Source organism: Rhodopseudomonas palustris BisB18 (assembly GCF_000013745.1).
Lineage (GTDB): Bacteria > Pseudomonadota > Alphaproteobacteria > Rhizobiales > Xanthobacteraceae > Rhodopseudomonas_A > Rhodopseudomonas_A palustris_F.
Genome location: NC_007925.1, coordinates 5,187,740 through 5,213,110, shown reverse-complemented (window position 1 = coordinate 5,213,110; position 25,371 = coordinate 5,187,740). Strand labels below are relative to the sequence as shown.

Sequence of the window (25,371 nt, the reverse complement as noted above, 5' to 3'; positions counted from 1 at the left end):
GCCTTTTTCGCCGTGTGCTGCCGCGCGAGCTGATCGCGCGGTCCGACATGCCGCTTTGCGGCTCGACCATCATTTCGAGGATTTTCAGATGACCACGCTTCGCTCGCGCGCGCTCGCCGCCGCGCTCATCGGCCTTGGCCTGTTCGCCACCGCAGGCTTCGCCCGCGCCGACGTCAAGGACTACGAATTCAAGCTGCTCGATCCCGTCATCACCGCCGGCAAGGACAAGATCGTCGCCGTCAAGCTGGTGAACAAGACCACCGGCCAGCCGGTGTCCGACGCGGTGATCTTCGCCACCCGGCTCGACATGGCGCCGGAAGGCATGGCCGAGATGGCGACCAAGATCGCGCTGCAGCCGGGCAGCACCGAGCCCGGGGTATACAAGTTCAAGGCCACCTTCGGCATGGAAGGCAAGTGGCTGCTGTCGCTCGGCGCCAAGCTGCAGGGCGAGACCGGCACGGTCGAAGGCAAGCTCGTCATCTCGGCGAACAAGTGAGCCGCGCAGGCCTCGCCTGCGCCACCGCCGCCGCTGTGATAGCGGCGGCGGGGGGCGCGCTGTCCGGTGGCACCGGACATCTAACCCATGCACGCGACATCGTCGCCACGTTGGTGTCGCCGGCGGCGGCGCAGAGCGCCGAGGAGCCGATCTATTACCAGGACCCCGACGGCAAGCCGGTGTATTCGCCGACGCCGAAGACCACCGCCGACGGCCGGGCGTTTCGCGCGGTGCCGCCCTCCGCCGATCTCAATTTCGACGACGTCGAGGAGGCCGCGGCGCCTGCCGCGCCGGCGCCGACGCCCGCGACCGCGAGCGGTGAGCGCAAGATTAAATTCTATCGCAATCCGATGGGGCTGCCCGATACGTCGCCTGTGCCGAAAAAAGATCCGATGGGGATGAACTACATCCCGGTCTATGAGGGCGAGGAGAGCGACGACGGCTCGGTGTCGCTGTCGCCGCAGAAGATCCAGCGCACGGGGGTCAAATCCGAGCGCGCGGCGATGCGGCTGATCCGCACGACGATCCGCGCGCCGGGCGCGATCCAGCTCGATGAGCGCAGGGTCTCGGTGATCGCGATGCGTTCGGAGAGCTTCATCCAGAGCGTGGCCAACGTCACCACCGGCAGCAAAGTCGCCAAGGGCGAGCCGTTGATGCAGGTCTATTCGCCGACGGTGTCGTCGGCGGCGGCCGAATACGTCGCCACCATCAACTCCAAGACCGTCGGCGGCGTCGCCACCTACGGCCGCGGTTCGCGGCAGCGGCTGGTCAATCTCGACGTCCCGGAAGCCGCAATCGTCGCGATAGAAAAAGGCGGCCCGGTGCCGACCGTGCTGCAATGGTCGGCGCCGCGCGACGGCATCGTGCTGGAGCGCAACGTCATCGAGGGCGCCCGCGCCAATCCCGGCGACGTGCTGTTTCGGATCGCCGATATCTCCCAGGTGTGGGCGCTGGTCGACGTCGCCGAGCGCGACCTCGGCGCGCTGTCGGTCGGCCAGGCGGTGAGCGTGCGCGCGCGCGGCTATCCCGGCCGGGTGTTCGAAGGCCGCGTCAGCGTGATCTATCCGCAGGTCAATCGCGACACCCGCACCGCGCGGCTTCGCATCGAACTGCCGAATCCGGACATGGCGCTGTTGCCCGAGATGTATCTCGACGCCGAGATCGACACCGGCAATCCGCAGCCGGTGCTGGCAGTGCCGGACAGCGCGGTGCTGGATTCCGGCGAGCGCCAGGTTGTGCTGGTGCAGCAGGGCGAGGGCCGCTTCGCGCCGCGCGAGGTCAAGCTCGGCCATCGCGGCGGCGGCTATGTTGAAGTTCGCCAAGGCGTCAGTGACGGCGAGGCCGTGGTGGTCTCGGCGAATTTCCTGATCGATGCCGAAAGCAATCTGAAGGCCGCGCTGAAAAGCTTCTCCGACGCCGGAGCGATGAAATGATCGCCCGTCTGATCGCCTGGTCGGCGCGGAACTTGTTGCTGGTGCTGTTCGGGGCCGGTTTCGCCGCCGCTGCCGGGCTCTATGCGCTGGTGCATCTGCCGCTCGATGCCATTCCGGATCTCTCCGATACCCAAGTCATCGTCTACACCGAATATTCCGGCCAGGCGCCGCAGGTGATCGAGGATCAGGTCACCTATCCGCTCACCACCGCGATGCTGACGGTGCCGAAATCCAAGGTGGTGCGCGGCTTCTCGTTCTTCGGCGTGTCGTTCGTCTATGTGATCTTCGAAGACGGCACCGACATCTATTGGGCGCGCTCGCGGGTGCTGGAATTCCTCAACGGCGCCGCCTCGCGGCTGCCGGCCGGCGTCACCCCGACCATCGGCCCGGACGCCACCGGGGTCGGCTGGGTCTATCAATATGCGGTGATGTCGAAGGAGTTGAACCTCGCCGACACCCGCACGCTGCAGGACTGGAATCTGAAATTCGCGCTGGCCAAGGCCGAAGGCGTCGCCGAGGTCGCGAGCGTCGGCGGCTTCGTCCGGCAGTATAACGTCGTTCTTGATCCGCAGCGGATGCGCGACCTCGGCATTCCGATGCAGAAGCTGCGCGACGCGATCCGCGCCAGCAACGCCGACGTCGGCGGCCGCACCGTCGAACTCTCGGAGTTCGAATATGTCGTGCGCGGCAAGGGCTATCTGAAGAACATCAACGACCTCGGCAATGTGGTGCTGAAAAGTGCCGGCGGCACGCCGGTGCTGCTGCGCGACGTCGCCCGCGTCGAGTTAGGCCCCGACGAGCGCCGCGGCCTCACCGAATTGAACGGCGAGGGCGAGGTGGCGAGCGGCATCGTGCTGCAGCGCTTCGGAGTCAACGCGCTCGACGTCATCGACAACGTCAAGCAGCGCTTCAAGGAGATCGCCTCAAGCTTGCCGGCCTCGGTCGACATCGTCGCGGTCTATGACCGCTCCAACCTGATCAAGGCCGCGATCGCCACGCTGAAGCACACGCTGATCGAAGAAAGCATCGTGGTGGCGCTGGTTTGCATCGTGTTCCTGCTGCATGTGCGCAGCGCCTTGGTGGCGATCATCATGCTGCCGGTCGGCATCCTGATGGCGTTCGCCACCATGAAGCTCTTAGGCCTCGGCGCCAACATCATGAGTCTGGGCGGCATCGCCATCGCCATCGGCGCGATGATCGACGCTGCGATCGTGATGATCGAGAACGCCCACAAGCATCTGGAGCGCGCGCCGCCCGACAAACCGCGCATCGAGGTGCTGATCGAGGCCGCGGCCGAGGTCGGGCCGGCGCTGTTCTTTAGTCTCCTGATCATCACCGTGTCGTTCATGCCGATCTTCACGCTGGAATCGCAGGAAGGCCGGCTGTTCAGCCCGCTGGCTTTTACCAAGACCTTCTCGATGGCGGCGGCGGCGATCTTGTCGGTGACGCTGGTGCCGGCCTTGATGGTGCTGTGCGTGCGCGGCAAAATCATTCCGGAGCACAAGAACCCGATCAACCGGCTGCTGATCTGGATCTATCGCCCGGCGATCAAGGCCGTGCTCAAGGCCAAGGTGCTGGTGATCGTTTTGGCGCTTGCGGTGCTGGCGGTGACGGTGTGGCCGGCGCGGCAGCTCGGCACCGAATTCATGCCGGCACTGGACGAGGGCACGCTGCTGTACATGCCGACCACGCTGCCGGGGATTTCCGTCACCAAGGCGGCCGAGCTGTTGCAGACCCAGGACAAGATCATCCGCTCGTTCCAGGAAGTCGCGTCGGTCTACGGCAAGGCCGGCCGCGCCTCGACCGCCACCGATCCGGCGCCGCTGGAGATGTTCGAGACCATCATCAACCTGAAACCCAAGGAGCAATGGCGCCCCGGCGTGACGCTCGACAGCCTGACCGCGGAGATGGACCGCGCGCTGCAGTTTCCCGGCGTTTCCAACGCCTGGACCATGCCGATCAAGTCGCGGATCGACATGCTGTCGACCGGGATCCGCACCCCGATCGGCGTCAAGGTGATGGGCAGCGATCTGGTCGAAATCGACAAGCTCGCCAAGCAGATCGAGCAGGTGCTCAAAACCGTGCCCGGCACCTCGTCGGCCTATGCCGAGCGTGCGCTTGGCGGCTACTATCTCGACGTGGTGCCGGATCGCGCGGCGCTGGCGCGTTACGGCATTGCGGTGCAGGACGTGCAGGACGTCATCGCCACCGCGCTCGGCGGCCAGACCGTGACCACCACGGTGGAAGGTCGCCAGCGTTTCAGCGTCAACATGCGCTATCCGCGCGACCTGCGTAGTAGCGCCCAGGCCATCGGCAGCGACGTGCTGGTGGCGATGCCGGCCGGCGGCGCGGTGCCGCTCGGCGAGATCGCCAGCATCACGCCGTCGCGCGGCCCGACCGCGATCCGCACCGAGAACGGCCAGCTCGCGGTCTATATCTATGTCGACATCCGCGACCGCGACCTCGGCGGCTATGTCGCCGACGCTAAGGCCGCGGTGCAGGCCTCGATCGCGTTTCCGGCCGGCACCTATGTGATGTGGAGCGGGCAATACGAATATCTCGAACGCGCCGCGGCGCGCTTGAAGGTCGTGGTGCCGGTGACGCTGACCATCATCTTCCTGCTGCTGTATCTCAACTTCCGGGCGATTTCCGACACCCTGATCGTGATGGCGTCGCTGCCGTTCGCATTGGTCGGCGGGATCTGGCTGATGTGGGCGCTCGGCTTCAACCTCTCGGTGGCGGTGGTGGTCGGCTTCATCGCGCTGGCCGGGGTCGCGGCCGAAACCGGCGTGGTGATGCTGATCTATCTCAATCACGCGCTGGCCGAGATCACCGCGCAGCGCGCCGCGGAGGGAACGGCGCTGAGCCGACAGGATCTCACCGACGCCATCATGAAGGGGGCGGTAGAGCGGGTGCGGCCGAAAATGATGACGGTGGTGGCGATCATGGCCGGCCTGCTGCCAATCCTGTGGAGCACCGGCACCGGCTCGGAAATCATGCAGCGGATCGCGGTGCCGATGATCGGCGGAATGATGTCCTCGACGCTGCTGACGCTGATCGTGATTCCCGCGATCTACGGACTGATCAAAGGCGCCCGGTTGCACCACGCCGAGGATGCGACCAAACAGCGCACAGCGGCGGAACTACGCGCCTGACGGCACGTGGTTGCCGCTGTTGCGTGCCATGTGCAATTTCCTGTCATGACTTGGCCAGATGCCCATGGCATAAAATCGCCAAAGCCAACTTCATGCTCGGGAAATCTCATGACCACCATCGACTCCACCGGCAAAGCCTCCGTCGGTTATGACGGCGTGTCCGTCGCGCTACACTGGATCATCGCGCTGTTCATCGTCGTGTTGTTCGTCGGCGGCGAATGGCACGAAGCGGTGCCGCAGGCGCAACGCGGCATGGTGATGGATTGGCACAAGGCCGGCGGCGTCGTCGTGCTGGCGCTGGTGCTGCTGCGCACACTGTGGCGCGTCACCCATCCGGCGCCGGAACTGATCCACACCTCGCGGCTGCTCGACATCACCGCCAAGGCGGTGCACGGCCTGCTGTATCTGCTCTTGATCGCGATGCCGGTGACCGGCCTTGCGATGGTGATCGCCGCCGGCCGCGGCGTCACCCTGCTCGGCATTCCGCCGCTGATGGAGAAGTCGCCCGAGCTCGCCAAGGCGTTCAGCAACGCGCACGGCGTGATCATCAACGCGATCCTGGCGCTGGTGCTGCTGCACGTCGCCGCCGCATTGTGGCACCAATACTTCCGTCACGACGGCACGCTCGCCCGGATGGCGCCGTGGCTACGCGTGCGCAGCTGAACTCTCGGCGGGATCAGGCTCTTGCCGACTCCCGCCTTCGGTTCTGCGTCGATGGTCCGGAGGCTGCGTTTGCGTCCGGACCTTGGGCTGGCAGACCGTGCGCCCGTAAGGCTACGAGCGGGCAAATTAACTGGTGAATAGCAAAGCCGCGCCACACTGCGGGGGCGCGTGCCGGAGCGACGCCCGAAGCCGTCGGGCGCCCGATCGAGGCGGTGCGCGAGCGCCTCAGAAAGGGAGCCAGCCGATGATCAGCATCAATCTCGTGGTCGGATTTTCCGCGGTTCGCTCTGCCGCCGCGGCGATCGTCGACGCCACGGTGGATCGGCTGCTCGACGCCGCAGCGACGGCGCTGCGGCTGATGGACGAATACCGATGGCTCGCCGCGGCCGCCGCAGCCGCAATTCCGCTGCCCGGCCATCGCAGGGTCGGCGGCGCGCTGCAGGTCGTCCGCATCCGCCGTAAGCCTTGATCACAACGACGTTTTTTGCTGGATTTGGGCTTCCCGCGGCGATCGCGTAAGCTGTCGGCAGGCGGTAGGAAACATCGGGAAACCAAAAACCCCTTTGCATGCGGCGCGAAATCGCGAAAAGGGAACGAATGGTTGCCATTCCCAATATCCTGGTGGTCGAAGACGATCGCGAAACCCGGGCGCTGATTGCGAAATATCTTCGCGCCAACGGCTGCCACGTCACCGCGGCGGCGGACGGCCACGAGATGCACAAGGTGATGGCCGATCGCCGCGTCGATCTGATGATCATGGACGTGATGCTGCCGGACGAGGACGGCCTCAGCCTGTGCCGCAAGGTGCGCGCCAAATCCCAGCTGCCGATCATCATGCTGACCGCGCGCGGCGAGGACGTCGACCGCATCGTCGGCCTCGAGATGGGCGCCGACGACTACATGGTCAAGCCGTTCAATCCGCGCGAGCTATTGGCCCGCATCAACGCCGTGCTGCGCCGCCAGGCCTCGGCGCTGAACGCCAGCTCGGCCGCGACCGCCGCCGCCACGGCGTTCGCCTTCGACGGCTGGCGGATCGATTTCCGGCTGCGCGAACTGCGCAATCCGGCCGGCGCCCGGGTGGCGCTGACCAGCGCCGAATTCGATCTGTTGCGCGCCTTCTGCGAGCGCGCCGGCCGGGTGCTGTCGCGCGAGGTGCTGCTCGACCTGACGCAAGGCCGCAATTCCGGTTCGTTCGACCGCAGCATCGACGTGCTGGTCAGCCGGATCCGCCGCAAGATCGAGATCGATCCGCAGGACGCCATGCTGATCAAGACGATTCGCTCCGGCGGTTACATGTTCACGCCGGTGGTCGAGCCGCTGCTCGCAGCCCCCACCGCGGAGCCATGAGACGGCTCGGCTGGATCGTCCCAAAGCGGATCAGCGGCCAGATCGCCGCGATCGTGGTGATCTCGATCATCGTGATCCACGCCATCATCGCGGTGACGTTTTTCGTCAATCGGCCGGGCGAGCAGGAACCGTTCGCGCACGGCCGCGGCGAACTCACCGCGCTGGTTCAGATATTGGGCAAAGCGTCAGCCGACGAGCGCCCGGCGCTGCTGGCGGGGATGGCGCGGTCGTTTCCACAGTTCGAGATCGTGCCCGGCGCGCCCGGCCCGCTCGTCGCGATCGAACCCGGCGCAGGGCCGTCGCCGTCGCCGCCGCTGCGTCATCTCGGCCGGGACTACCGTCAGCTGCGTCTCGAGGGGACCAGCGACGAGCGCATCGGCGTGGCGCTGCCTGACGGCGAAACGATTTCGGTGCGGGTACCGGAGGACTGGCGGCCGCCGTTCTTTCTCGGCGGGCCGGGCATGATCACGCTCTTGTTCGTGGTGGTCAGCCTGACCCTGCTGGGGCTGTGGGCGGCGCGGGCGCTGTCGGCGCCGCTGTCGTCCTTCGCCAAGGCGGCGGAGAATTTCCGGCTGGACAATGCCGCGGCTTCGCTGCCGGAGCGCGGCCCGGAGGAAATCCGCTCGGTCGCCCGCGCGCTCAACCACATGCGTGCCCGCATCGCCGCCCTGGTCGACGACCGCACCAAGATGTTGGCCGCGATCAGCCACGATCTGCGCACGCCGATCACCAGGTTGCGGCTGCGCTGCGAATTCATCGAGGACGAGGCCTGCCGCAACCACATGCTGGGCGACCTCGACCAGATGCGCTCGATGCTGGAGTCGGTGCTGTCGTTCCTGCGCAACGGGCGCAACCGGGAGGCGATGACGCTGACCGACGTCGCGACTACGCTGCAACTGATCGCCGACCAGTTCACCGATGCCGGCCAGACCGTGAGCTATCATGGGCCGGCGCACGCCACGGTGATGGCGCGCCCCGACGACCTGCACCGCGCGGTGACCAACCTCGTGGAAAACGCCGTGCGGTTCGGCGCCGAAACCTCGATCGGTCTCGCCGTCACGCCGGATGCGGTGAAGATCGACGTCGCCGACGATGGTCCCGGGATTTCCGACGCGCAGAAAAGCGCGATGCTGGAGCCGTTCGTGCGCGGCGACGACGCCCGCAACATGGACGAGGCCTCCGGCTTCGGGCTCGGATTGTCGATCGCCCAGGCGGTGGCGCTCGCGCATGGCGGCGCGCTGTCGCTCAACGACCGCAAGCCGCACGGCTTGATCGTCCGCATCACGCTTCCGTCGCCGTCGCGGCGCGCGCAACCCGGCGCCGCGAGCGCAAGCTGAGATCGTCCGGGACGATCGGCTTCGCCATGCTGACACTGCGGCGGTCCCGCAAGAAATAGACCCCGTAGCATAGCTGAATACCGGCGCCCTCCTCACCAAAGCATGTCTCGGTATTTCTATCAGCTTGTGCCGACTGCCGGATCACGCATCGCTCAGCTGCGGCGAACAGGGGTGATTCGGCATGCTCAGCATCACGGCTATTCGGGTCGTTCGGCGACGCGGCGACCGGCGCGGCGGCGTCACGACACCGCGTGTCAAACGCGCCGCGGCGGCCACGGCAGTAGCGGTGCTGTCACTCGGCGCAACGCTCGGTTCGGCGCAGGCGCAGTTCACGCGCGTCTATGGCTTCGGCGACAGCTATGCGGATACCGGCACCGCGCCGGGCGGCGCGTTTCGGCTCGGTCACGAGCCCTGTGTTTATCCGGGCGTTTGCTCCTTCACCGGCAGCACCACCTTCGTGCAGACGCTGCAATCGCTGTATGCCGCGCCGGAGATGGTGAATTATGCGATCGGCGGCGCGCGGACCAGCAACTCCAACACCCTTGGCTTTCTCGGCAGCAATTACGGCTTCCCGTATGAACTCGCCCGGCTGGCCCATGACGGCGTCCGGTTCACCGATCGCGACCTGATCGCGCTGTCGATCGGCGGCAATGATTCATCGCAGCTCGTCAACGACGTCGGCGCCGCCAGGACGTTGGGAACACAGGCCGCGGCGCGCGCCGTCAACGGCACCGGCGTCGGCACTATCACCGGCACCTTCGATGGGGTCACCTACAACGACGTCGCGACCTATGGCGTGCAGCAGCTGGTCGCCGCCGGGGCCCGCAACATCGCCTGGTTCAGCGCCGGCAATTCGAAGTATTTTCCCGAACCGGAGGGCGGTGCTGCGGTTCAGGCCCCGGCGCGCGACGCGTTTGCGCATACCTATTATCAGGAACTGCAGACCTTGCTGCGGCCGATGGCGCAGGCCGGCGTCCGCATCTTCCTGTTCAACTATGAAATCCTGCAGCGGCGGATCTTCGAGAATGCGGCGATCTACGGTTTCAGCGCCGTGCCGGGCTGCGAGGCCAATGGCGGCGGCTCCATCCCTCAGGTCACAGGCTGCTTCTACGAAAACTCGGTGCATCCGACCGGCGCGGCGATGGCGCTGATCGCCAGCTATATGGCCAACCAGATCGACGCGCCGACCACCGTGGTGCCGCAGGGCAGCATCTCCACCGCGCTGGCGACGGGCTTCACCGGGTCGGTGTTCGGCCGGCTCGACGCCCAGCGTAGCCTCGCGCCGTTCGGCTTGGGCTCCGCGCTGGCCTATGCGGGACCGCCGAAAGCGGCGCCAGCGGCCAACCCGGCGGATCGTTGGTCGATCTATGGCGCGGCCAGCTACGCCAACGGCAGCCGCGACCGGCAATTCTACGGCTCCGGCTACGACTACAATTCGGTCGGCGGTATCTTCGGGGCGGAGTATCGCCTCGACCAGAACTGGCGGGTGGGCGGGGTGTTCGGCTATTCGCAGCCGGACGTCGAACTCGGCGTGCAGAACGCGCGAGAGCGCATCGATGCCTATCAGTTCGCCGGCTACGCCTCCTACGCCGACGCGCATTGGTTCGCCGACGGCCTGCTCGGCTACGGCCGCCATGACTTCGCGCTGCAGCGGCAAGGCATCATCGATACCATTCGGGGCAATACCAGGGCCGACGTGTTCACCGTCGCCGGAAAGGCCGGATACCTGTTCGATGTCGGCCAGCTCCGCGTCGGGCCGCTCGCCAGCCTGACTTATAGCAACGCGCAGATCGACGGCTACACGGAAACCGGCGACGTGCTGCTGACGATGACGGTCGATCGCCAGCGCGTCGAAGCGCTGACCGGCGATACCGGCGTGCAGCTGCGCTACCCGCTGCTGATCGGCGGCGGGATCTACAGCCCGTTCGTCAACCTTACCGCCGCGCATGATTTCATCGGCGAGGGCCGCACCATCACCACCATGCTGGTGTCGGCGCCGCTATTGCCGATCCTGACCCCGGTTGCGGGCGATGGCCGAACCTATGGCAGGGTCGCTGCGGGTGTCTCGGCGTTGGTGTCCGGCAATGTCTCGGCGACGCTGACGGTCGGGTCGACCTTCGCGCGCAGCGGCGGCGACGATCTGGCGCTCAGCGGTGGCGTCAAGCTGGCGTTCTAGCCGCGCCGCCGCTCGGAACTACGCAGCGGGCAATTATGACGGTTAGATGACAGTGATGTGCGTCGCCGCGCATATCACGGTCGGTCCATCGCCGATCCCAGCAGATCCTTGAAAATTATCCCCAACCGGTGATAATTGATATCGGCGGCGGGTATCTGGCCCGGTGGTAACCACCGGCCGAAGGTATTCGCGTCGTCGATATCTGGCGTGCGGCTGAGTTGCCGGCCATTGGTGATGATCGTGACGAGATGGCTAAGGCGACCGTAGGCCGTGCACCCAAATCCAACGGCAGGGTTGCGCCCCGCCGTGCGGCCGTGGTGTTCAAATCGAGCGAGGCCAGCAAGGCCGAGAAGATTGTGCTGCCGCGCGGCATCGCCACGGTCGATGCCTTTCGCATGATCGCGAGGTCGGTGCTGCGCCACGTCGTCGGCAACGAGGCCGCGGTGCGCGTCGCCAATCCCGATGGCGTGCACCAGATGCGGATCGGGCTGCGGCGGCTGCGCGCCGCCATCGCGACGTTCGGCGAATTGTTGCAGGACGCCGAAACCGAGCGGCTCAAGCGCGAGTTGAAATGGCTGACCGGCCGGCTGGGGCCGGCGCGCGACCTGCATCTGCTGGAACTGCGGATCAAGCGCCAGCGCACGGCGGATCGCGCCGAATGGCTCGCCGAGATCGCCGCGCGGCGGAGCCGGGCGTTCGCCGGGGCCAAGGCGGCGATGCAGTCGGCGCGTTACCGCGCCTTGCTGCACGACATCCGGCACTGGATCGAGGCCGGGCCGTGGGCGGAGCGGCCAACGCTGAGGCCGGCGCACCGAGAAGCCGTGGACTTCGCCGCTGATGTGGTGGCGCGGCGCGCCCGCAAAGTAATGCGCAAGGCCGAACGGCTGCACGACCTCAATGTGGAGCAGCGCCACCGGCTGCGGATTTCAGCCAAGAAGCTGTACTACGCGATCGGCTTCTTCGAGACGCTGTTCGAGGGCCGCAAGGCGCGCGATCGGTTGGGCACGTTCCAGTCGACGTTGAAGGAATTGCTGGATCGGTTGGGGGCGCTGAACGATATTGCCGTGCAGCAGCGGTTGGCGATTTCGGTGGCGGCGCCGAACGGCAAGCGCCCGCATGGCGCCGCGACGCAGCTGCCGCCACCACCGCCGCGCGATCGCATCAAGATCGATCATTTGCTGCAATCCGCCGTCGCGACCGGCGCCGAACTCGCAACCGCCAAGCGATTCTGGGATTGAACGGTGGTCAGTGCGTATTCGGCTGATTGAGCGCGTCCAGCCAACCAAAGCGTCATTCCCGGGGCGAGCCTGGAACCGATAGCGTGTCGCGGGCGCGGAGCCGCGCCTTGGCGCTGGTCCGCAGAACCGGGACCGTTACGAATGCTGCGTTCCGTAACGGGCCCCGGCTCTGCAGCGCACCACGCCGCAAGAGCGGCATAGTGCGCTGCGTCCGGGGCGCAGCTTCCTTCGATTTAACCGGCGCAGGTCGGCTAACGGGCCGGCGATGAGCTCGCGCCCCGGAATGACGGCGTCGATCGGATCGACCGGTGTCCGCGCCTACTAGCCGAGATCGCGGATTGCCTGGTTCGCCGCCTTCACCGCATCTTCTTCGGTGTCGCAATCCTCGGCGGTGACGAAGCCGAGCATGGTCTTGCTGTGCCGGGGCCCATTGGGCGCCGCCAAAGGCGTGACATTGGCGCGCCAACGCCCCGGTTTGCGCTGAAAGGTCAGAATGCTGTAGTCGGACGCCTTCGCCACTACTTGCTCGCTTTGGCGATCTTCTTTTCCAGATGCCCCGGTCCATGGTCATGCCGCAGCTGGCTCAACGATGTCTCGTTGAGTTCGAGGAGGATCTCGCTGAGCTTGGCCGAATCCGGATGCCCCGCGGCGAAGCCGCGGCCATAGATCTTGCGCAGCGTGCCGACCAAGGTGTTGCCGTGTTTCTTGGAGATTTCGCCGTCCTGATCGCGGTGGCGACCGTCGAGATCGTGTTTCATCTGCCCCTCCGTGCCGTCTGCGCGCGCTCAGCTTGCGCCGAACGGCCGGCCTTGGCAACGGGCTGCAAAACCCGCGGCGGCCGAGCGGCCGTCGTCCGCAACCCGAGCGCGACGCTGAGCCTCACCGCTGTGCGCTGCAGCGCGGCGCCCTCAAGTCTTACTTCTTCTTGCCGGATCCCAAAGTCGGCTGCCAGCTGCCGCCGCTGCCCTTTTGGCTCGGCGCCGCGGCGATGGTCTTGACCTTCTCCTTCTTGGGCTTCTTGGTTTCCCGATTGCCCTTTTGCTCGCCCTTGGCCATGTCGTTCTCCTGTTGTTGTTATGCGCACGCTAGCACGCATTGCCATCGCCCCGCACGGCTTATCCCTGGCCGATGCCGGTTGGACGCTGAAATCGATGTGAGACGGCGTTTCGGGCCGGCCGCTGTCAAGCCGTCTTGACGACGAGCTTTGCAGCGGCCCGCACCGGACGGCATCAGGTCACCAGCGCCGCGGCGCAGCGATCGCGATAGAAAATAGCCGGCCGGTGAAATACAGTTCGATCCAAAGCAGCGCCTTCAACTAATCAAAAAACAGCCGGGGCAGGAATTGATCGACAAGCTCGAATTGTTATTGGCGCTGGCCAAGGAGCGCCATTTCGGCCGGGCCGCGGAATCCTGCGGCGTCACCCAACCGACGATGTCGACCAGCCTGAAGCAGCTCGAAGAGATTCTCGGCGTGATGCTGGTGCAGCGCGGCTCACGCTTTCAGGGCTTCACTCCAGAAGGCGAGCGCACGCTGGATTGGGCGCGGCGCATCGTCGGCGACGTCCGCTCGATGCGCCAGGAGATCAAGACGCTGAAGGACGGGCTGTCCGGCGAAATCCGCATCGCCGCGATCCCGACCGTGCTCGGCATGGTGGCGGCTTTGACCACGCCGTTTCGCGCCCGCCATCCCGACGTCAAGTTCCGCATCGTGTCCTGCACCTCGGCGGAAGTGCTCGGGCTGTTGGAAAATCTCGAGGTCGACGCCGGCCTGACCTACATCGAAAACGAGCCGCTCGGCAAAGTGCGCTCGGTCCCGCTGTATCATGAGAGCTACCGGTTGCTGACCTCGCCGGATGGTTTGTTCGGTGACCGCGACGAAGTGACTTGGCGTGAGGTCGGCCAAGTGCCGCTCTGCCTGCTGACGCCGGATATGCAGAACCGCCGCATCATCGATCGCGCGTTGAAGGCGGTGGGCACCGAGGCCAAGCCGACGCTGACCTCGAATTCGATCATCGTGCTCTATACCCATGTCAAGACCGGCCGCTGGGCCAGCGTGATGCCGGCAAAACTGGCGGAAACGCTGGGGTTTTCCGATGCGGTGCGGAGCATCCCGATCGTCGATCCGGTGGTGAGCTACTCGATCGGCCTAGTGGTTCCGCCGCGCGAGCCGCTGACCCCGCTGATCGCCGCGCTGGTGCAGGTCGCCCGCGAAGTGGCGCCGACGCTGGAGAGCTGAGTGGAGGGCCGGTTGCGGCCTCGTGTCCCGGACGCCGAGCAGCGCTCTTGCGCTGCGAGGTGAACCGGGACCATTACGAAGGCAGCATTTGTAACGGCCCCGGCTCTGCAGCGCACCACGCCGCAAACGCGGCGTGCTGCGCTGCGTCCGGGGCAGGCCTCCCCTCATTTCACCTCCGGCCCGGCGCGCCCCGGCTGACGATACGGTTTCCGTATCGCAGCATCGGACAGCTTTATTGACCTTTGGATAGATTCTCATTTTGATGGCTTCAAAATACCAATCGAGGAAGCGTCGGGAGAGCAATGGCCTTGGCCTATGAAGCATGGGATTCCGAGCGCGCGGCGGAAATCATCGCCGAACTGAAGAGCCACGAGGGCGCCACGCTGGTGATCCTGCACGCGTTGCAGGAGGCGTTCGGCTACGTGCCGCAGGACGCGATCCCGATGATCGCATTGGCGCTCAACCTGTCGCGCGCCGAAGTCCATGGCGTGTTCACCTTCTACCACGATTTCCGCAAAGTCCCGGCCGGCCGCCACGTGCTGAAGCTGTGCTTGGCCGAAGCCTGCCAGTCGGCCGGCGGCGATGCGTTGGCGGCGCGGGCGGAGACGACGCTCGGCATGGCGGTGGGCGAGACCCGTGGCGACGGCGTGGTCAGCCTGGAGCCGGTGTATTGCCTCGGGTTATGCGCGACCGCGCCATCGGCGATGTTGGACGGCCGGCTGATCGGCCGGCTCGACGCGACGCGGCTCGATGCCTTGCTGGCGGAGGCGCAGCGATGAAGCTCAAGATCTTCATTCCGCGCGATGCCGGCGCGATTGCGGTCGGCGCCGACGAGGTCGCGCTGGAGCTGGAACTCTGCGCCCGCAAGCGCGGCGTCAGCCTTGAGGTGGTGCGTACCGGATCGCGCGGGCTGTATTGGCTGGAGCCGATGCTGGAGGTTTCAACCGGCGCCGGACGGATCGCATTCGGGCCGCTGACGCCGGGCGACGTGGGCTCGGTGCTCGACGCCATCGCGGCGGATGGGCCGCATCCGCTGCGGCTCGGCCTCACCGAGCAGATCCCCTGGCTGAAGCGGCAGACCCGGCTGACGTTTGCGCGCTGCGGCGTGATCGATCCGCGCTCGGTCGAGGATTATCGCGCCCATGGCGGCTATGAGGGGCTGGAGCGGGCGCTGGCGCTGACCTCCGAGGCGATCATCGACGACGTCATCAAGTCCGGGCTGCGCGGCCGCGGCGGCGCCGGTTTCCCGACCGGCATCAAGTGGCGCACGGTCGCGCAAGCCGCCGCTGCGCAGAAGTATATCTGCTGCAATGCCGACGAGGGCGATAGCGGCACCTTTGCCGACCGCATGATCATGGAAGGCGATCCCTATATGGTGATCGAGGGCATGACCATCGCCGGCATCGCGGTGGGTGCCACCCGCGGCTACATCTACATCCGCTCGGAATATCCGCATGCGGTGGAGGCGATCAACGCGGCGATCGCCGGCGCGCGGCGCGCCGGCTATCTCGGCCCCGGCATCGGCCGCTCGCGGCACGATTTCGACATCGAGGTGCGGGTCGGCGCGGGGGCTTACATCTGCGGCGAAGAGACCGCGATGCTGGAGAGCATCGAGGGCAAGCGCGGCGTGGTGCGCGCCAAGCCGCCGCTGCCGGCGCATAAGGGGCTGTTCGGCCAGCCCACCGTGATCAACAACGTGCTGAGCTTCGCGGCAATTCCCTTCATCCTCGCCGGCGGCGCGCAGGCCTATGCGGATTGCGGCATGGGCCGTTCGCGCGGCACCAAGCCGATCCAGCTCGGCGGCAATATCAAGCACGGCGGGCTGTTCGAGGTGGCGTTCGGCATCACGCTCGGCGAACTGGTCGACGACATCGGCGGCGGCACCGCCTCGGGGCGGCCGGTGCGCGCGGTGCAGGTCGGCGGCCCGCTCGGCGCTTACTTCCCGCGCGAACTGTTCGACACGCCGTTCGATTACGAAGCCTTCGCGGCGCGCAGCGGTTTGGTCGGCCATGGCGGCGTGGTGGTGTTCGACGACACCGTCGATATGGCCAAGCAGGCGCGTTTTGCGATGCAGTTTTGCGCCATCGAGTCCTGCGGCAAGTGCACGCCGTGCCGGATCGGCTCGCAGCGCGGCGTCGAGACCATCGACAAGATCATCAATGGCGATCGCGCCCCGCAGAACATCGCGCTGTTGGAAGACCTCTGCCAGACCATGAAGCTCGGCTCGCTGTGTGCGCTCGGCGGCTTCGTGCCGTACCCGGTGCTGAGCGCGCTGACGCATTTCCCGGAAGACTTTGGACTAGCGCCGCCGCGTCTGCAGGCTGCGGAATAGGAGCCCATCATGTCGCTGATTCACGAAATCGATTTCGGCACGCCGCGCTCCACCTCAACGACCATGGTGACGCTGTCGATCGACGGCCAGAGCGTCACGGTGCCGGAAGGCACCTCGATCATGCGCGCGGCGATGCAGATCGGGACGCAAATTCCGAAACTCTGCGCCACCGACATGATGGACGCGTTCGGCTCCTGCCGGCTCTGCCTCGTCGAAGTCGAGGGACGCAATGGCACGCCGGCGTCCTGCACCACGCCGGTGGCGGAAGGAATTTCCGTCCGCACCCAGACCGAGCGGCTGAAGGCGCTGCGCAAGGGCGTGATGGAGCTCTACATCTCCGATCATCCGCTGGACTGCCTGACCTGTTCGGCCAATGGCGATTGCGAATTGCAGGACATGGCGGGCGCGGTCGGCCTGCGCGACGTGCGCTACGGCTACAAGGGTGAGACCCATCCCAATCCGGGCGTCGACGACTCCAATCCCTATTTCACCTTTGACGCCTCGAAATGCATCGTCTGCTCGCGCTGCGTGCGCGCCTGTGAGGACGTGCAGGGCACCTTCGCGTTGACCATCGCCGGCCGCGGCTTCGGCTCGGTGGTGTCTGCCGGGATGCAGGAAAGCTTCCTCGGCTCGGAATGCGTGTCCTGCGGCGCCTGCGTGCAGGCCTGCCCGACCGCGACGCTGAACGAAAAGTCGATCATCGAGATCGGCACCCCGGAACATTCGGTGGTGACGACCTGCGCCTATTGCGGCGTCGGCTGCTCGTTCAAGGCGGAGATGCGCGGCGAGGAAGTGGTGCGCATGCTGCCCTACAAGGACGGCAAGGCCAATCGCGGCCATTCCTGCGTCAAAGGCCGCTTCGCCTGGGGCTACGCCACCCACAAGGAACGCATCCTCAACCCGATGATCCGCGACAAGATCACCGACCCGTGGCGCGAAGTGTCGTGGGACGAGGCGTTCTCCTACGCCGCGTCGGAGTTCAAGCGCATCCAGGCCAAATACGGCCGCGACTCGGTCGGCGGCATCACCTCGTCGCGCTGCACCAATGAAGAGACTTTCCTGGTGCAGAAGCTGATCCGCGCCGGCTTCGGCAACAACAACGTCGATACTTGCGCGCGGGTCTGCCACTCGCCGACCGGCTACGGGCTGTCCACCACCTTCGGCACCTCGGCGGGCACGCAGGATTTCGACTCCGTCGAGCACACCGACGTGGTGCTGATCATCGGCGCCAATCCGACCGACGGCCATCCGGTGTTCGCCTCGCGCTTGAAGAAGCGGTTGCGCGCCGGCGCCAAGCTGATCGTGGTCGATCCGCGCCGCACCGACATCGTGCGCTCGGCGCGGGTCGAGGCGGCGCATCACCTGCCGCTGCAGCCCGGCACCAACGTCGCGGTGCTGACCGCGATGGCGCATGTCATCGTCACCGAAGGGCTGGTCGACGAGGCGTTTGTGCGCGAGCGCTGCGACTGGGACGAATATGAGGGCTGGGCGAGTTTCGTGGCGCTGCCGCAGAACAGCCCGGAGCAGACGCAAAGTGCGACCGGCGTCGATCCGACCGAATTGCGGCAGGCGGCGCGACTGTTCGCCACCGGCGGCAACGGCGCGATCTATTACGGGCTCGGCGTCACCGAGCACAGCCAAGGCTCGACCACCGTGATGGCGATCGCCAATTTGGCGATGGCCACCGGCAATATCGGCCGGCCGGGCGTCGGCGTGAACCCGCTGCGCGGCCAGAACAACGTGCAGGGCGCCTGCGACATGGGCTCGTTCCCGCACGAATTGCCGGGCTATCGGCATATCGGCACCGATTCGGTGCGTGAGAGTTTCGAGGCGCTGTGGGGCGTGCATCTCAACAAGGAGCCGGGCCTGCGGATTCCGAACATGCTGGATGCCGCGGTCGACGGTTCGTTCAAGGCGCTCTACGTGCAGGGCGAAGACATCCTGCAATCCGACCCCAACACCAAGCACGTCGCCGCCGGGCTTGAGGCGATGGAATGCGTCATCGTCCACGACCTGTTCCTCAACGAGACCGCGAACTACGCGCATATCTTCCTGCCGGGCTCCACCTTCCTGGAGAAGAACGGCACCTTCACCAATGCCGAGCGCCGCATCCAGCGGGTGCGCAAGGTGATGACACCGCGCAACGGCTTGGAGGACTGGCAGGTCACGCTGGGGCTGGCCAAGGCGATGGGCTATCCGATGAGCTATGAGCATCCCTCGCAGATCATGGATGAGATCGCGGCGTTGACGCCGACCTTCGCCGGCGTGTCCTACGCCAAGCTCGACGAACTCGGCTCGATCCAGTGGCCGTGCAACGACAACGCGCCGGAGGGCACCCCGGTGATGCACATCGATCACTTCGTCCGCGGCAAGGGCAAATTCGTCATCACCGAATATGTCGCCACCGACGAGCGCACCGGGCCGCGCTATCCGCTATTGCTGACCACCGGGCGAATCCTCAGCCAGTACAATGTCGGCGCGCAGACCAGGCGCACCGCCAATGTGGTGTGGCACGACGAGGATCGGCTCGAGATCCATCCGCACGACGCCGAGCAGCGCGGAGTGAGGGATGGCGATTGGGTGCGGCTGGCGAGCCGCGCCGGCGAAACCACGCTGCGCGCGCTGATCACCGAGCGCGTCGCGCCGGGCGTGGTCTATACCACCTTCCACCATCCGGATACGCAGGCGAACGTGATCACCACCGACTATTCCGACTGGGCAACCAATTGCCCGGAATACAAGGTCACCGCGGTGCAGGTGGCGCCGTCGAACGGCCCGTCGGAATGGCAGAAGGCCTATGACGAGCAGGCCCGCCAGGCGCGCCGCATCGCCTCCACCATCGAAGCCGCGGAGTAATTGGTGCACGATCCCGTTCAACACGTCTCCCGACAGATCTGGCGCGAGGCCGGCTTCAGCCAAGGCAGCCGCGCGGTGCCGGAAGAGACCGCGGTGGCGTTGACCTACAACGCCGGCAGCTACGCGGTGATGATGGCAACGCCGCGCGATCTGGAAGACTTCGCTGTCGGCTTCAGCCTGAGCGAAGGCATTGTGAGCTCGGCTTCGGAGATCACCTCGCGGGAAGTCGTCGAGCTCGACAACGGCATCGAACTGCGGATGTGGCTCGCGGGCGAGATCGCGCAGCGGCTCAGCGCGCGGCGGCGCAATATCGCCGGCCCCACCGGCTGCGGGCTGTGCGGCATCGACTCGATCACCCAGGCGCTGCGGCCGGCGGCGATCGTGGCAACGCAGCGGCAGTTCTCACCGCACGAGATCATGGCGGCGATGCAGGCGATGCCGCCGCTGCAAGCGCTCAACACCGAGACTCGCGCGGTGCACGCCGCAGCGTTCTGGTCGCCGGCGCGCGGCATTGCAGCATTGCGCGAGGATGTCGGCCGCCACAATGCGCTCGACAAACTCGCCGGCGCGATGGCGCGGCAGAATATCGCCGCCGCCAACGGCATGGTGGTCTTGACCAGCCGGGTATCCGTTGAGATGGTACAGAAAACCGCGGCGATCGGCGCGCCGGTGATTGTCTCGGTCTCGGCGCCGACGGCGCTGGCGATCCGGATGGCGGAGAGCGCCGGCATCACGCTCGCCGCGATCGCCCGGTCCGACGGGTTCGAGGTGTTCACGCATCACGACCGCATTGCGACGGGAGAAGCCGCCGATGTCGCCTGATCGACTGGTCACTATGGCCAACCAGATTGGCACGTTCTTTCGCAGCCAGGGCCACGACATGGCGGTGGCGGGCACCGCCGAACACATCCGGAAATTCTGGGATCCGCGGATGCGCCAGGCGATCCTCAAGCACCTGGAGGCCGGCGGCGTCGGCTTGGATCCGCTGGTGCGCGACGCGGTGGAGGCTTTGAAGCCGCCACCGACCTAACGACGAACAACAGACCGGCCCATCAAGGGCGGCTGCAGGGGAGGGGTTACATGACGACGATCGAAGGTGCCGGCAAAATTTCCGGCGTAAGGCCGGGACTACTCGACCGCGAACGCATCATCGCGCAGGCCGGCTACAATCGCTGGCTGGTGCCGCCGGCGGCGCTGTGCATCCATCTGTGCATCGGCATGGCCTATGGCTTCAGCGTGTTCTGGCTGCCGCTGTCGCGCGCGGTCGGCATCAACGCGCCGAAGGTCTGCACCGACATGAGCATCTTCCAGGAGCTGGTCACCACCAGCTGCGACTGGCGGGTGGCGAGTCTGGGCTGGATGTACACGCTGTTCTTCGTGCTGCTCGGGGTCTCCGCGGCGATCTGGGGCGGCTGGCTGGAGCGTTCCGGCCCGCGCAAGGCCGGCTTCGTCTCGGCGATTTGCTGGTGCGGCGGCTTGGTGCTGGGCGCGATCGGCATCTACACCCATCAATTGTGGCTGCTGTGGCTCGGCTCCGGCGTGCTCGGCGGCATTGGGCTCGGGCTCGGCTACATCTCGCCGGTGTCGACGCTGGTGCGCTGGTTTCCGGACCGCCGCGGCATGGCCACCGGCATGGCGATCATGGGCTTCGGCGGCGGCGCGATGATCGGCGCCCCGCTCGCCAACATGCTGCTGAATTACTTCAAGTCGCCGACCGACGTCGGGGTCTGGCAGACCTTCCTGGCGATGGCGGCGATCTACTTCGTGTTCATGATGATCGGTGCGTTCAGCTACCGGATCACGCCGGCGAACTGGCGCCCCGACGGCTGGACCCCGCCGGAAAAAGCCAACGCCTACATCACCGCGCATCAGGTGCATCTGCGCGACGCCCACAAGACCCGGCAGTTCTGGATGATCTGGGCGGTGCTGTGCCTCAACGTCTCGGCCGGCATCGGCGTGATCGGCATGGCGTCGCCTATGCTGCAGGAGATTTTTGCCGGCAAGCTGATCGGATTGCCGGACCTGAGTTTCAACCAGCTCTCGGTCGAACAGAAGACCGCGATCGCGGCGATCGCCGCCGGCTTCACCGGGCTGTTGTCGCTGTTCAACATCGCCGGAAGATTCTTCTGGGCCTCGCTGTCCGATCATATCGGCCGCAAGAACACCTACTACACCTTCTTCGTGCTCGGCATCCTGCTCTATGCGGCGATTCCAACGTTTGCGGCGATGGGCAGCAAGGTGCTGTTCGTAGCTGCCTTCGCGGTGATCCTGTCGATGTATGGCGGCGGCTTCGCCACGGTGCCGGCCTATCTCGCCGATATCTTCGGCACCCAGTTCGTCGGCGCCATCCACGGCCGGCTGCTGACCGCCTGGGCGACCGCCGGCATTATCGGCCCGGTGGTGGTGAACTACATCCGCGAGGCGCAGATCAGTGCCGGCGTGGAGCGCGCCCAGGTCTACGACTTCACCATGTACATCCTCGCCGGGATGCTGGTGCTGGGGCTGATCTGCAATGCGCTGGTACGGCCGCTCGCCGACAAGTGGTTCATGAAGCCGGAAGAGGTGCTGGCGCTGCAGGCCAAGGGCGCAACCGTTGCCAGCGGCGGCTCGCATGGCATCGGCAAGGGCGGCTTCGATGCCCGCGCCGCTGCGTTCTGGGCCTTCGTTGGCCTTCCGCTGGCCTGGGGCGTCTGGATCACGCTGCAGAACGCGATCAAGATCTTCTGATCGGAGCGAGACGGCCGGGCCGGCGGCAGCGCTGGCCCGGCGCGACGGCAGCCGGCAACTCAATCATAAGCCAGACTCCAACCCGGGGCGCGGACCCAGCAGCGCTGGTCCGGGATCTCGTCGGATCGATGGAGCCTGGTTATTCTGGCAAGATCGCCGCTCTCGAAGCCGCCGTTCTCGAAAGCGACCCTGAGCGCCTTCTCGGAGGCTTCGTCCCGCAGGCCCGCGCAAGGGTAAATATGCACGCCGGACACACAACGCGCCGCGTACCCGCTGCGATCGCGGGTAATCAGAAAGACCGCGCCGCGCGTCATCGCATGTCCTTGTTCGGTGATATACCTCACGGTCAAAGGCAGGATCATGCGACCGCCGGGCCTCAAGGCGTCGAGCCAAATTCCGGCCGGGCGCGACGCCCCCGCGTTCACAAAGATCACATCGGCAGGCTGCAGCGGCGCCGTCGAACCATCTCCTTCGATGATATCGACATTGCAAAATCCGGCGAGATTGGCGCGTGCGCGCGCGGCCAATTCGGGTTCGAATTCGATCCCGATGACCTGTCCGCTTCGACCGGCCAAACGGCTCATCACAGCCGTGTAGTAGCCGGTGCCGGTGCCGATATGCACCGCGCGCTCTCCCTCACGCAATGCGCCGACCGAAACAAGCGACGTCAGGAACGAGGGTTGGCCGTTGTTGAGCCCTTTCGCGGGGATGATGGCCACCGGCACATCTTGATAGAGATAGACCGGGTCGTCGTCCGGGGTCATCTGATAACCGCCGGGAAAGCGCATCAATTCCCAAGGCCCGAGGCCAAGAAAATCCTCTCGGCGCAGTTTAGCCAACGCGTCCTCGAGCCGAGGATCGCTTGCCCGGGCGGCATGGACGATTTGCTTGGCATAGGCGCGACGTAGAATTTCAAGCTCGTCTTCTCGCGGCATCGCGTTCAACATCTTTGCTCGATCGCCGCCAAAGCGGCCTGCCGTATTTGGAAACGAGCCTTTTGATTACATGATTACAACCCCAAGCCGGCGGATCGCAAGGCCAAGCCGGCGTTCGAGGCGACCGCGAAGCTCATGCCAAAAGCTTGTCGAGCGTAATCGGCAGATCTCGGACCCGTGTTCCGGTCGCATTATACACGGCATTTGCGACGGCAGCAGCTGTGCCGGTGATCCCGATTTCGCCGACGCCGCGCGCGCCCATCGGGGTGTGCGGATCGGGAATGTCGGTCCACATCACCTCGATCTGCGGCACATCCATGTGCACCGGGAGGTGATACTCCGCGAGGCTCGGATTCATAATTCGCCCGTTGCGCTCGTCGAACTGCGTCTCCTCCATCAGCGCCAGCCCGAGCCCCATGATGATGCCGCCGCGAAACTGGCTGGCCGCGGTCTTGGCGTTCATGATCCGCCCGCAGTCGAACGATCCCAGAAACCGGCTGACCCGGATCTCGCCGGTGATCGCGCTGACGCGAACTTCCGCGAACATCGCCCCATGGCTGTGCATCGACCAATGCATCGTCTCCAACGGATCCGGCGGCGTGGCCTCGACGCGAACCTCGTCGCGGTGGGCGCGGCCGAGGATCGACACGTAGCTTTCGAACCGGTCCGGCTCGTCAAGCTTGCACAGCCCGCCGTCGCGGCTGGCGATCTCGTCGGGCTTGAGGCCGGCCAGCGGACTGTCGTTGCCGGCAAGCTTCAGCAATTCCGCGACCAGCGCGCGATGCGCCGCGATCACCGAGGCGCCGATCGCGGCGGTCTGCTGCGACCCGCCGGCAAGCACCACGCCGGGCAAGGTGGAATCGCCATAGTTGAAGCTGATCGCATCCAGCGGCAACCCGAGCCGCTCGGCGGAAATCTGAGTTTGCGCCGTCGCGGTGCCCATACCCATTTCATGCGCGGCAATGTCGATCGTCGCCTTGCCGTCCGCGCTCAGCGTGATCCGCGCTGCGCCGCCGGGCATGCGGTAGTATGGATAAGTCGCGGTGGCACAGCCAAGGCCGACCAGCCATTCGCCGTCGTGTCGGGCGCGTGGCGTCGCCTTGCGTCGGTCCCAGCCGAATTTCGCGGCACCGGCGCGCCATGCTTGATCGATATGGCGAGCGGAGAACGGCAGACCCGACAAAGGATCGTTCTCCGGCTCGTTGAGCAGACGCAACTCGATCGGATCGATGCCCAGTTGCTCGGCGAGTTCGTCGATGGCGCATTCCAGCGCAAAGGTGCCGACCGCTTCACCGGGCGCGCGCATGAAGGTGTTGGCGAGCATGTCGAGTTCGACCGCCTGCACGTCGAGCAGCAAGGTCTCGGAGGCGTAGGCGCTGCGTGTCGGCAGGATGAACGGCTCGGGCATCAGATTGCCGTCGGTCTTGGCCGTCGTCCCGCTGTGAATTAGCGCGGCCAGCCTGCCGTCGGCTGCTGCCCCGAGCGCCACCCGCTGTTCGGTGAGGCTGCGGCCGCCGACCAGACGGTAGACACCCTCGCGCGACAGCACCAGCCGTACCGGTCGGCCCACCAGCTTGGCGGCCGCCGCGGCGAGCACCTGATGTTGCCACAGACACTTGCCGCCGAAGCCGCCGCCGACGAACGGCGAGGTAACGATCACCTGCTGCTCGTTCAGCCCGAACATCTGCGCGATCGACCAGGCGGTGTGCGCGACGAGCTGCGAAGCGTCGTGGATCCGCAGCGTGTCGCCTTGCCACGCGACGGTGACACCGTGGAGCTCGATCGCATTATGGTTGTGCCGCGGGGTCGTATAGAGGGAGTCGATGCTGGTCGCAGCGGCAGCCAGCGCCGCTTCGGCATCGCCCTTCTCGTTGTGCAGCGGTCCGCCCATGAACTGCGCCGACTTCGTTCCCTTGGCGATCGCCGCGGCGAACGAGGTCAGCGCCTCCGCTTGCTCGTAGCGCACCGCGACCAGCGACGCGGCGTGGTCTGCCTGCTCCTGGGTCTCGGCGAGGACCACCGCGACCGGCTCGCCGTTCCAGCGCACGGTGGCATCCTGCATCACCGGCCAGTCGTCGCCGCCGGCGGCTTTGGCCGCCGACATGAACACCGGCGGCGGCTTGAGCCGCGGCGCATTCTCGTGGGTCATCACCGCGACCACACCGGTCGCGGCTTCGGCGTCGGTCGTATCGATTCCGGCAATCTTGCCCTTGGCGATGCTGGAATGAACGAGCGCCGCGTAAACCATACCGTCGATCGGAAACTCGGCTGCGAAGCGCGCTTTCCCGGCGACCTTGAGAGGCCCGTCGATGCGCGACAGCGGCTTGCCGATATGGCCGTGCTGGTGGCGGATCAGCGGGTCGGGCTCGCCGCCGGGAAGCCAACTGTCCGGCGCCAGCGCCACGGCCTTGGCCACCGCGCCTTGCACCAGTCCTTTCAT

Annotated in this window: 21 protein-coding genes; 16 read left to right on the top strand and 5 right to left on the bottom strand. The window is 66.1% G+C overall.

Going from position 1 to position 25,371, the window contains the following annotated elements; all coding sequences use genetic code 11:
* Positions 1-88: 88 nt before the first annotated feature.
* From RPC_RS23360 to RPC_RS23320, 9 genes are all read left to right on the top strand, one after another.
* Positions 89-496, top strand: coding sequence for a FixH family protein (locus tag RPC_RS23360; protein WP_011475058.1), 408 nt, complete (start codon positions 89-91; stop codon positions 494-496).
* Positions 493-1,929, top strand: a complete 1,437-nt coding sequence (locus RPC_RS23355; protein WP_011475057.1) for an efflux RND transporter periplasmic adaptor subunit — start codon at positions 493-495, stop codon at positions 1,927-1,929. Before RPC_RS23360 ends, RPC_RS23355 begins: the two co-directional genes overlap by 4 nt.
* Entirely contained in the window at positions 1,926-5,084 is a 3,159-nt protein-coding gene (locus RPC_RS23350) for an efflux RND transporter permease subunit (RefSeq protein WP_011475056.1), read from the top strand. The genes RPC_RS23355 and RPC_RS23350 overlap by 4 nt, the downstream gene beginning before the upstream one ends.
* A 108-nt stretch (positions 5,085-5,192) precedes the next feature.
* Entirely contained in the window at positions 5,193-5,747 is a 555-nt protein-coding gene (locus tag RPC_RS23345; protein WP_011475055.1) for a cytochrome b, read from the top strand.
* Between the two features lie 244 nt (positions 5,748-5,991).
* Complete coding sequence (locus RPC_RS23340) at positions 5,992-6,216, top strand: hypothetical protein (RefSeq protein ID WP_041802225.1); 225 nt, start codon at positions 5,992-5,994, stop codon at positions 6,214-6,216.
* 128 nt (positions 6,217-6,344) lie between these two features.
* Entirely contained in the window at positions 6,345-7,094 is a 750-nt protein-coding gene (locus RPC_RS23335) for a response regulator (protein WP_011475053.1), read from the top strand.
* A complete protein-coding gene (locus tag RPC_RS23330; RefSeq protein WP_011475052.1) occupies positions 7,091-8,431 on the top strand; it encodes an ATP-binding protein in 1,341 nt (446 codons plus the stop codon). Before RPC_RS23335 ends, RPC_RS23330 begins: the two co-directional genes overlap by 4 nt.
* Before the next feature lie 286 nt (positions 8,432-8,717).
* Entirely contained in the window at positions 8,718-10,607 is a 1,890-nt protein-coding gene (locus RPC_RS23325) for an autotransporter domain-containing protein (protein WP_415914767.1), read from the top strand.
* 248 nt (positions 10,608-10,855) lie between these two features.
* Positions 10,856-11,845: a CHAD domain-containing protein gene (locus RPC_RS23320; RefSeq protein ID WP_011475050.1), complete on the top strand. Its 990-nt coding sequence runs from the start codon at positions 10,856-10,858 to the stop codon at positions 11,843-11,845.
* Between the two features lie 321 nt (positions 11,846-12,166).
* Here the strand turns inward: RPC_RS23320 and RPC_RS23315 are convergent, their stop codons facing one another.
* From RPC_RS23315 to RPC_RS26585, 3 genes are all read right to left on the bottom strand, one after another.
* The gene (locus RPC_RS23315; protein WP_041802224.1) at positions 12,167-12,364 is read right to left on the bottom strand and encodes a hypothetical protein; all 198 of its coding nucleotides are present in this window, start codon (positions 12,362-12,364) and stop codon (positions 12,167-12,169) included.
* Positions 12,364-12,603 (bottom strand): hypothetical protein, encoded by a 240-nt coding sequence (locus RPC_RS23310; protein ID WP_011475049.1) that lies wholly within the window; start codon positions 12,601-12,603, stop codon positions 12,364-12,366. Before RPC_RS23310 ends, RPC_RS23315 begins: the two co-directional genes overlap by 1 nt.
* 157 nt (positions 12,604-12,760) lie before the next feature.
* The gene (locus tag RPC_RS26585) at positions 12,761-12,901 is read right to left on the bottom strand and encodes a hypothetical protein (RefSeq protein ID WP_011475048.1); all 141 of its coding nucleotides are present in this window, start codon (positions 12,899-12,901) and stop codon (positions 12,761-12,763) included.
* A 286-nt stretch (positions 12,902-13,187) separates the two neighbouring features.
* Here RPC_RS26585 and RPC_RS23305 point away from each other — a divergent pair, with 286 nt between their 5' ends.
* The 7 genes from RPC_RS23305 to RPC_RS23275 all read left to right on the top strand — a co-directional run bounded on the left by RPC_RS23305 (position 13,188) and on the right by RPC_RS23275 (position 21,996).
* Positions 13,188-14,081, top strand: coding sequence for a LysR family transcriptional regulator (locus RPC_RS23305; RefSeq protein ID WP_011475047.1), 894 nt, complete (start codon positions 13,188-13,190; stop codon positions 14,079-14,081).
* Between the two features lie 302 nt (positions 14,082-14,383).
* Positions 14,384-14,860: a formate dehydrogenase subunit gamma gene (locus tag RPC_RS23300; RefSeq protein WP_011475046.1), complete on the top strand. Its 477-nt coding sequence runs from the start codon at positions 14,384-14,386 to the stop codon at positions 14,858-14,860.
* Complete coding sequence (locus RPC_RS23295) at positions 14,857-16,413, top strand: formate dehydrogenase beta subunit (RefSeq protein WP_011475045.1); 1,557 nt, start codon at positions 14,857-14,859, stop codon at positions 16,411-16,413. The genes RPC_RS23300 and RPC_RS23295 overlap by 4 nt, the downstream gene beginning before the upstream one ends.
* Positions 16,414-16,422: 9 nt before the next feature.
* Positions 16,423-19,269 (top strand): formate dehydrogenase subunit alpha, encoded by a 2,847-nt coding sequence (gene fdhF / locus RPC_RS23290; RefSeq protein ID WP_011475044.1) that lies wholly within the window; start codon positions 16,423-16,425, stop codon positions 19,267-19,269.
* A gap of 3 nt (positions 19,270-19,272) precedes the next feature.
* Positions 19,273-20,091 (top strand): formate dehydrogenase accessory sulfurtransferase FdhD, encoded by an 819-nt coding sequence (gene fdhD / locus RPC_RS23285; protein WP_011475043.1) that lies wholly within the window; start codon positions 19,273-19,275, stop codon positions 20,089-20,091.
* A complete protein-coding gene (locus RPC_RS23280) occupies positions 20,081-20,299 on the top strand; it encodes a formate dehydrogenase subunit delta (protein ID WP_011475042.1) in 219 nt (72 codons plus the stop codon). The genes fdhD and RPC_RS23280 overlap by 11 nt, the downstream gene beginning before the upstream one ends.
* A 50-nt stretch (positions 20,300-20,349) precedes the next feature.
* A complete protein-coding gene (locus tag RPC_RS23275) occupies positions 20,350-21,996 on the top strand; it encodes an OFA family MFS transporter (protein ID WP_011475041.1) in 1,647 nt (548 codons plus the stop codon).
* 59 nt (positions 21,997-22,055) lie between these two features.
* Here the strand turns inward: RPC_RS23275 and RPC_RS23270 are convergent, their stop codons facing one another.
* Both RPC_RS23270 and RPC_RS23265 read right to left on the bottom strand, forming a co-directional pair.
* On the bottom strand, positions 22,056-22,943 hold the full coding sequence (locus RPC_RS23270) for a protein-L-isoaspartate O-methyltransferase family protein (protein WP_011475040.1): 888 nt from the start codon (positions 22,941-22,943) through the stop codon (positions 22,056-22,058).
* Between the two features lie 121 nt (positions 22,944-23,064).
* The gene (locus RPC_RS23265; protein ID WP_415914851.1) at positions 23,065-25,371 is read right to left on the bottom strand and encodes a xanthine dehydrogenase family protein molybdopterin-binding subunit; all 2,307 of its coding nucleotides are present in this window, start codon (positions 25,369-25,371) and stop codon (positions 23,065-23,067) included.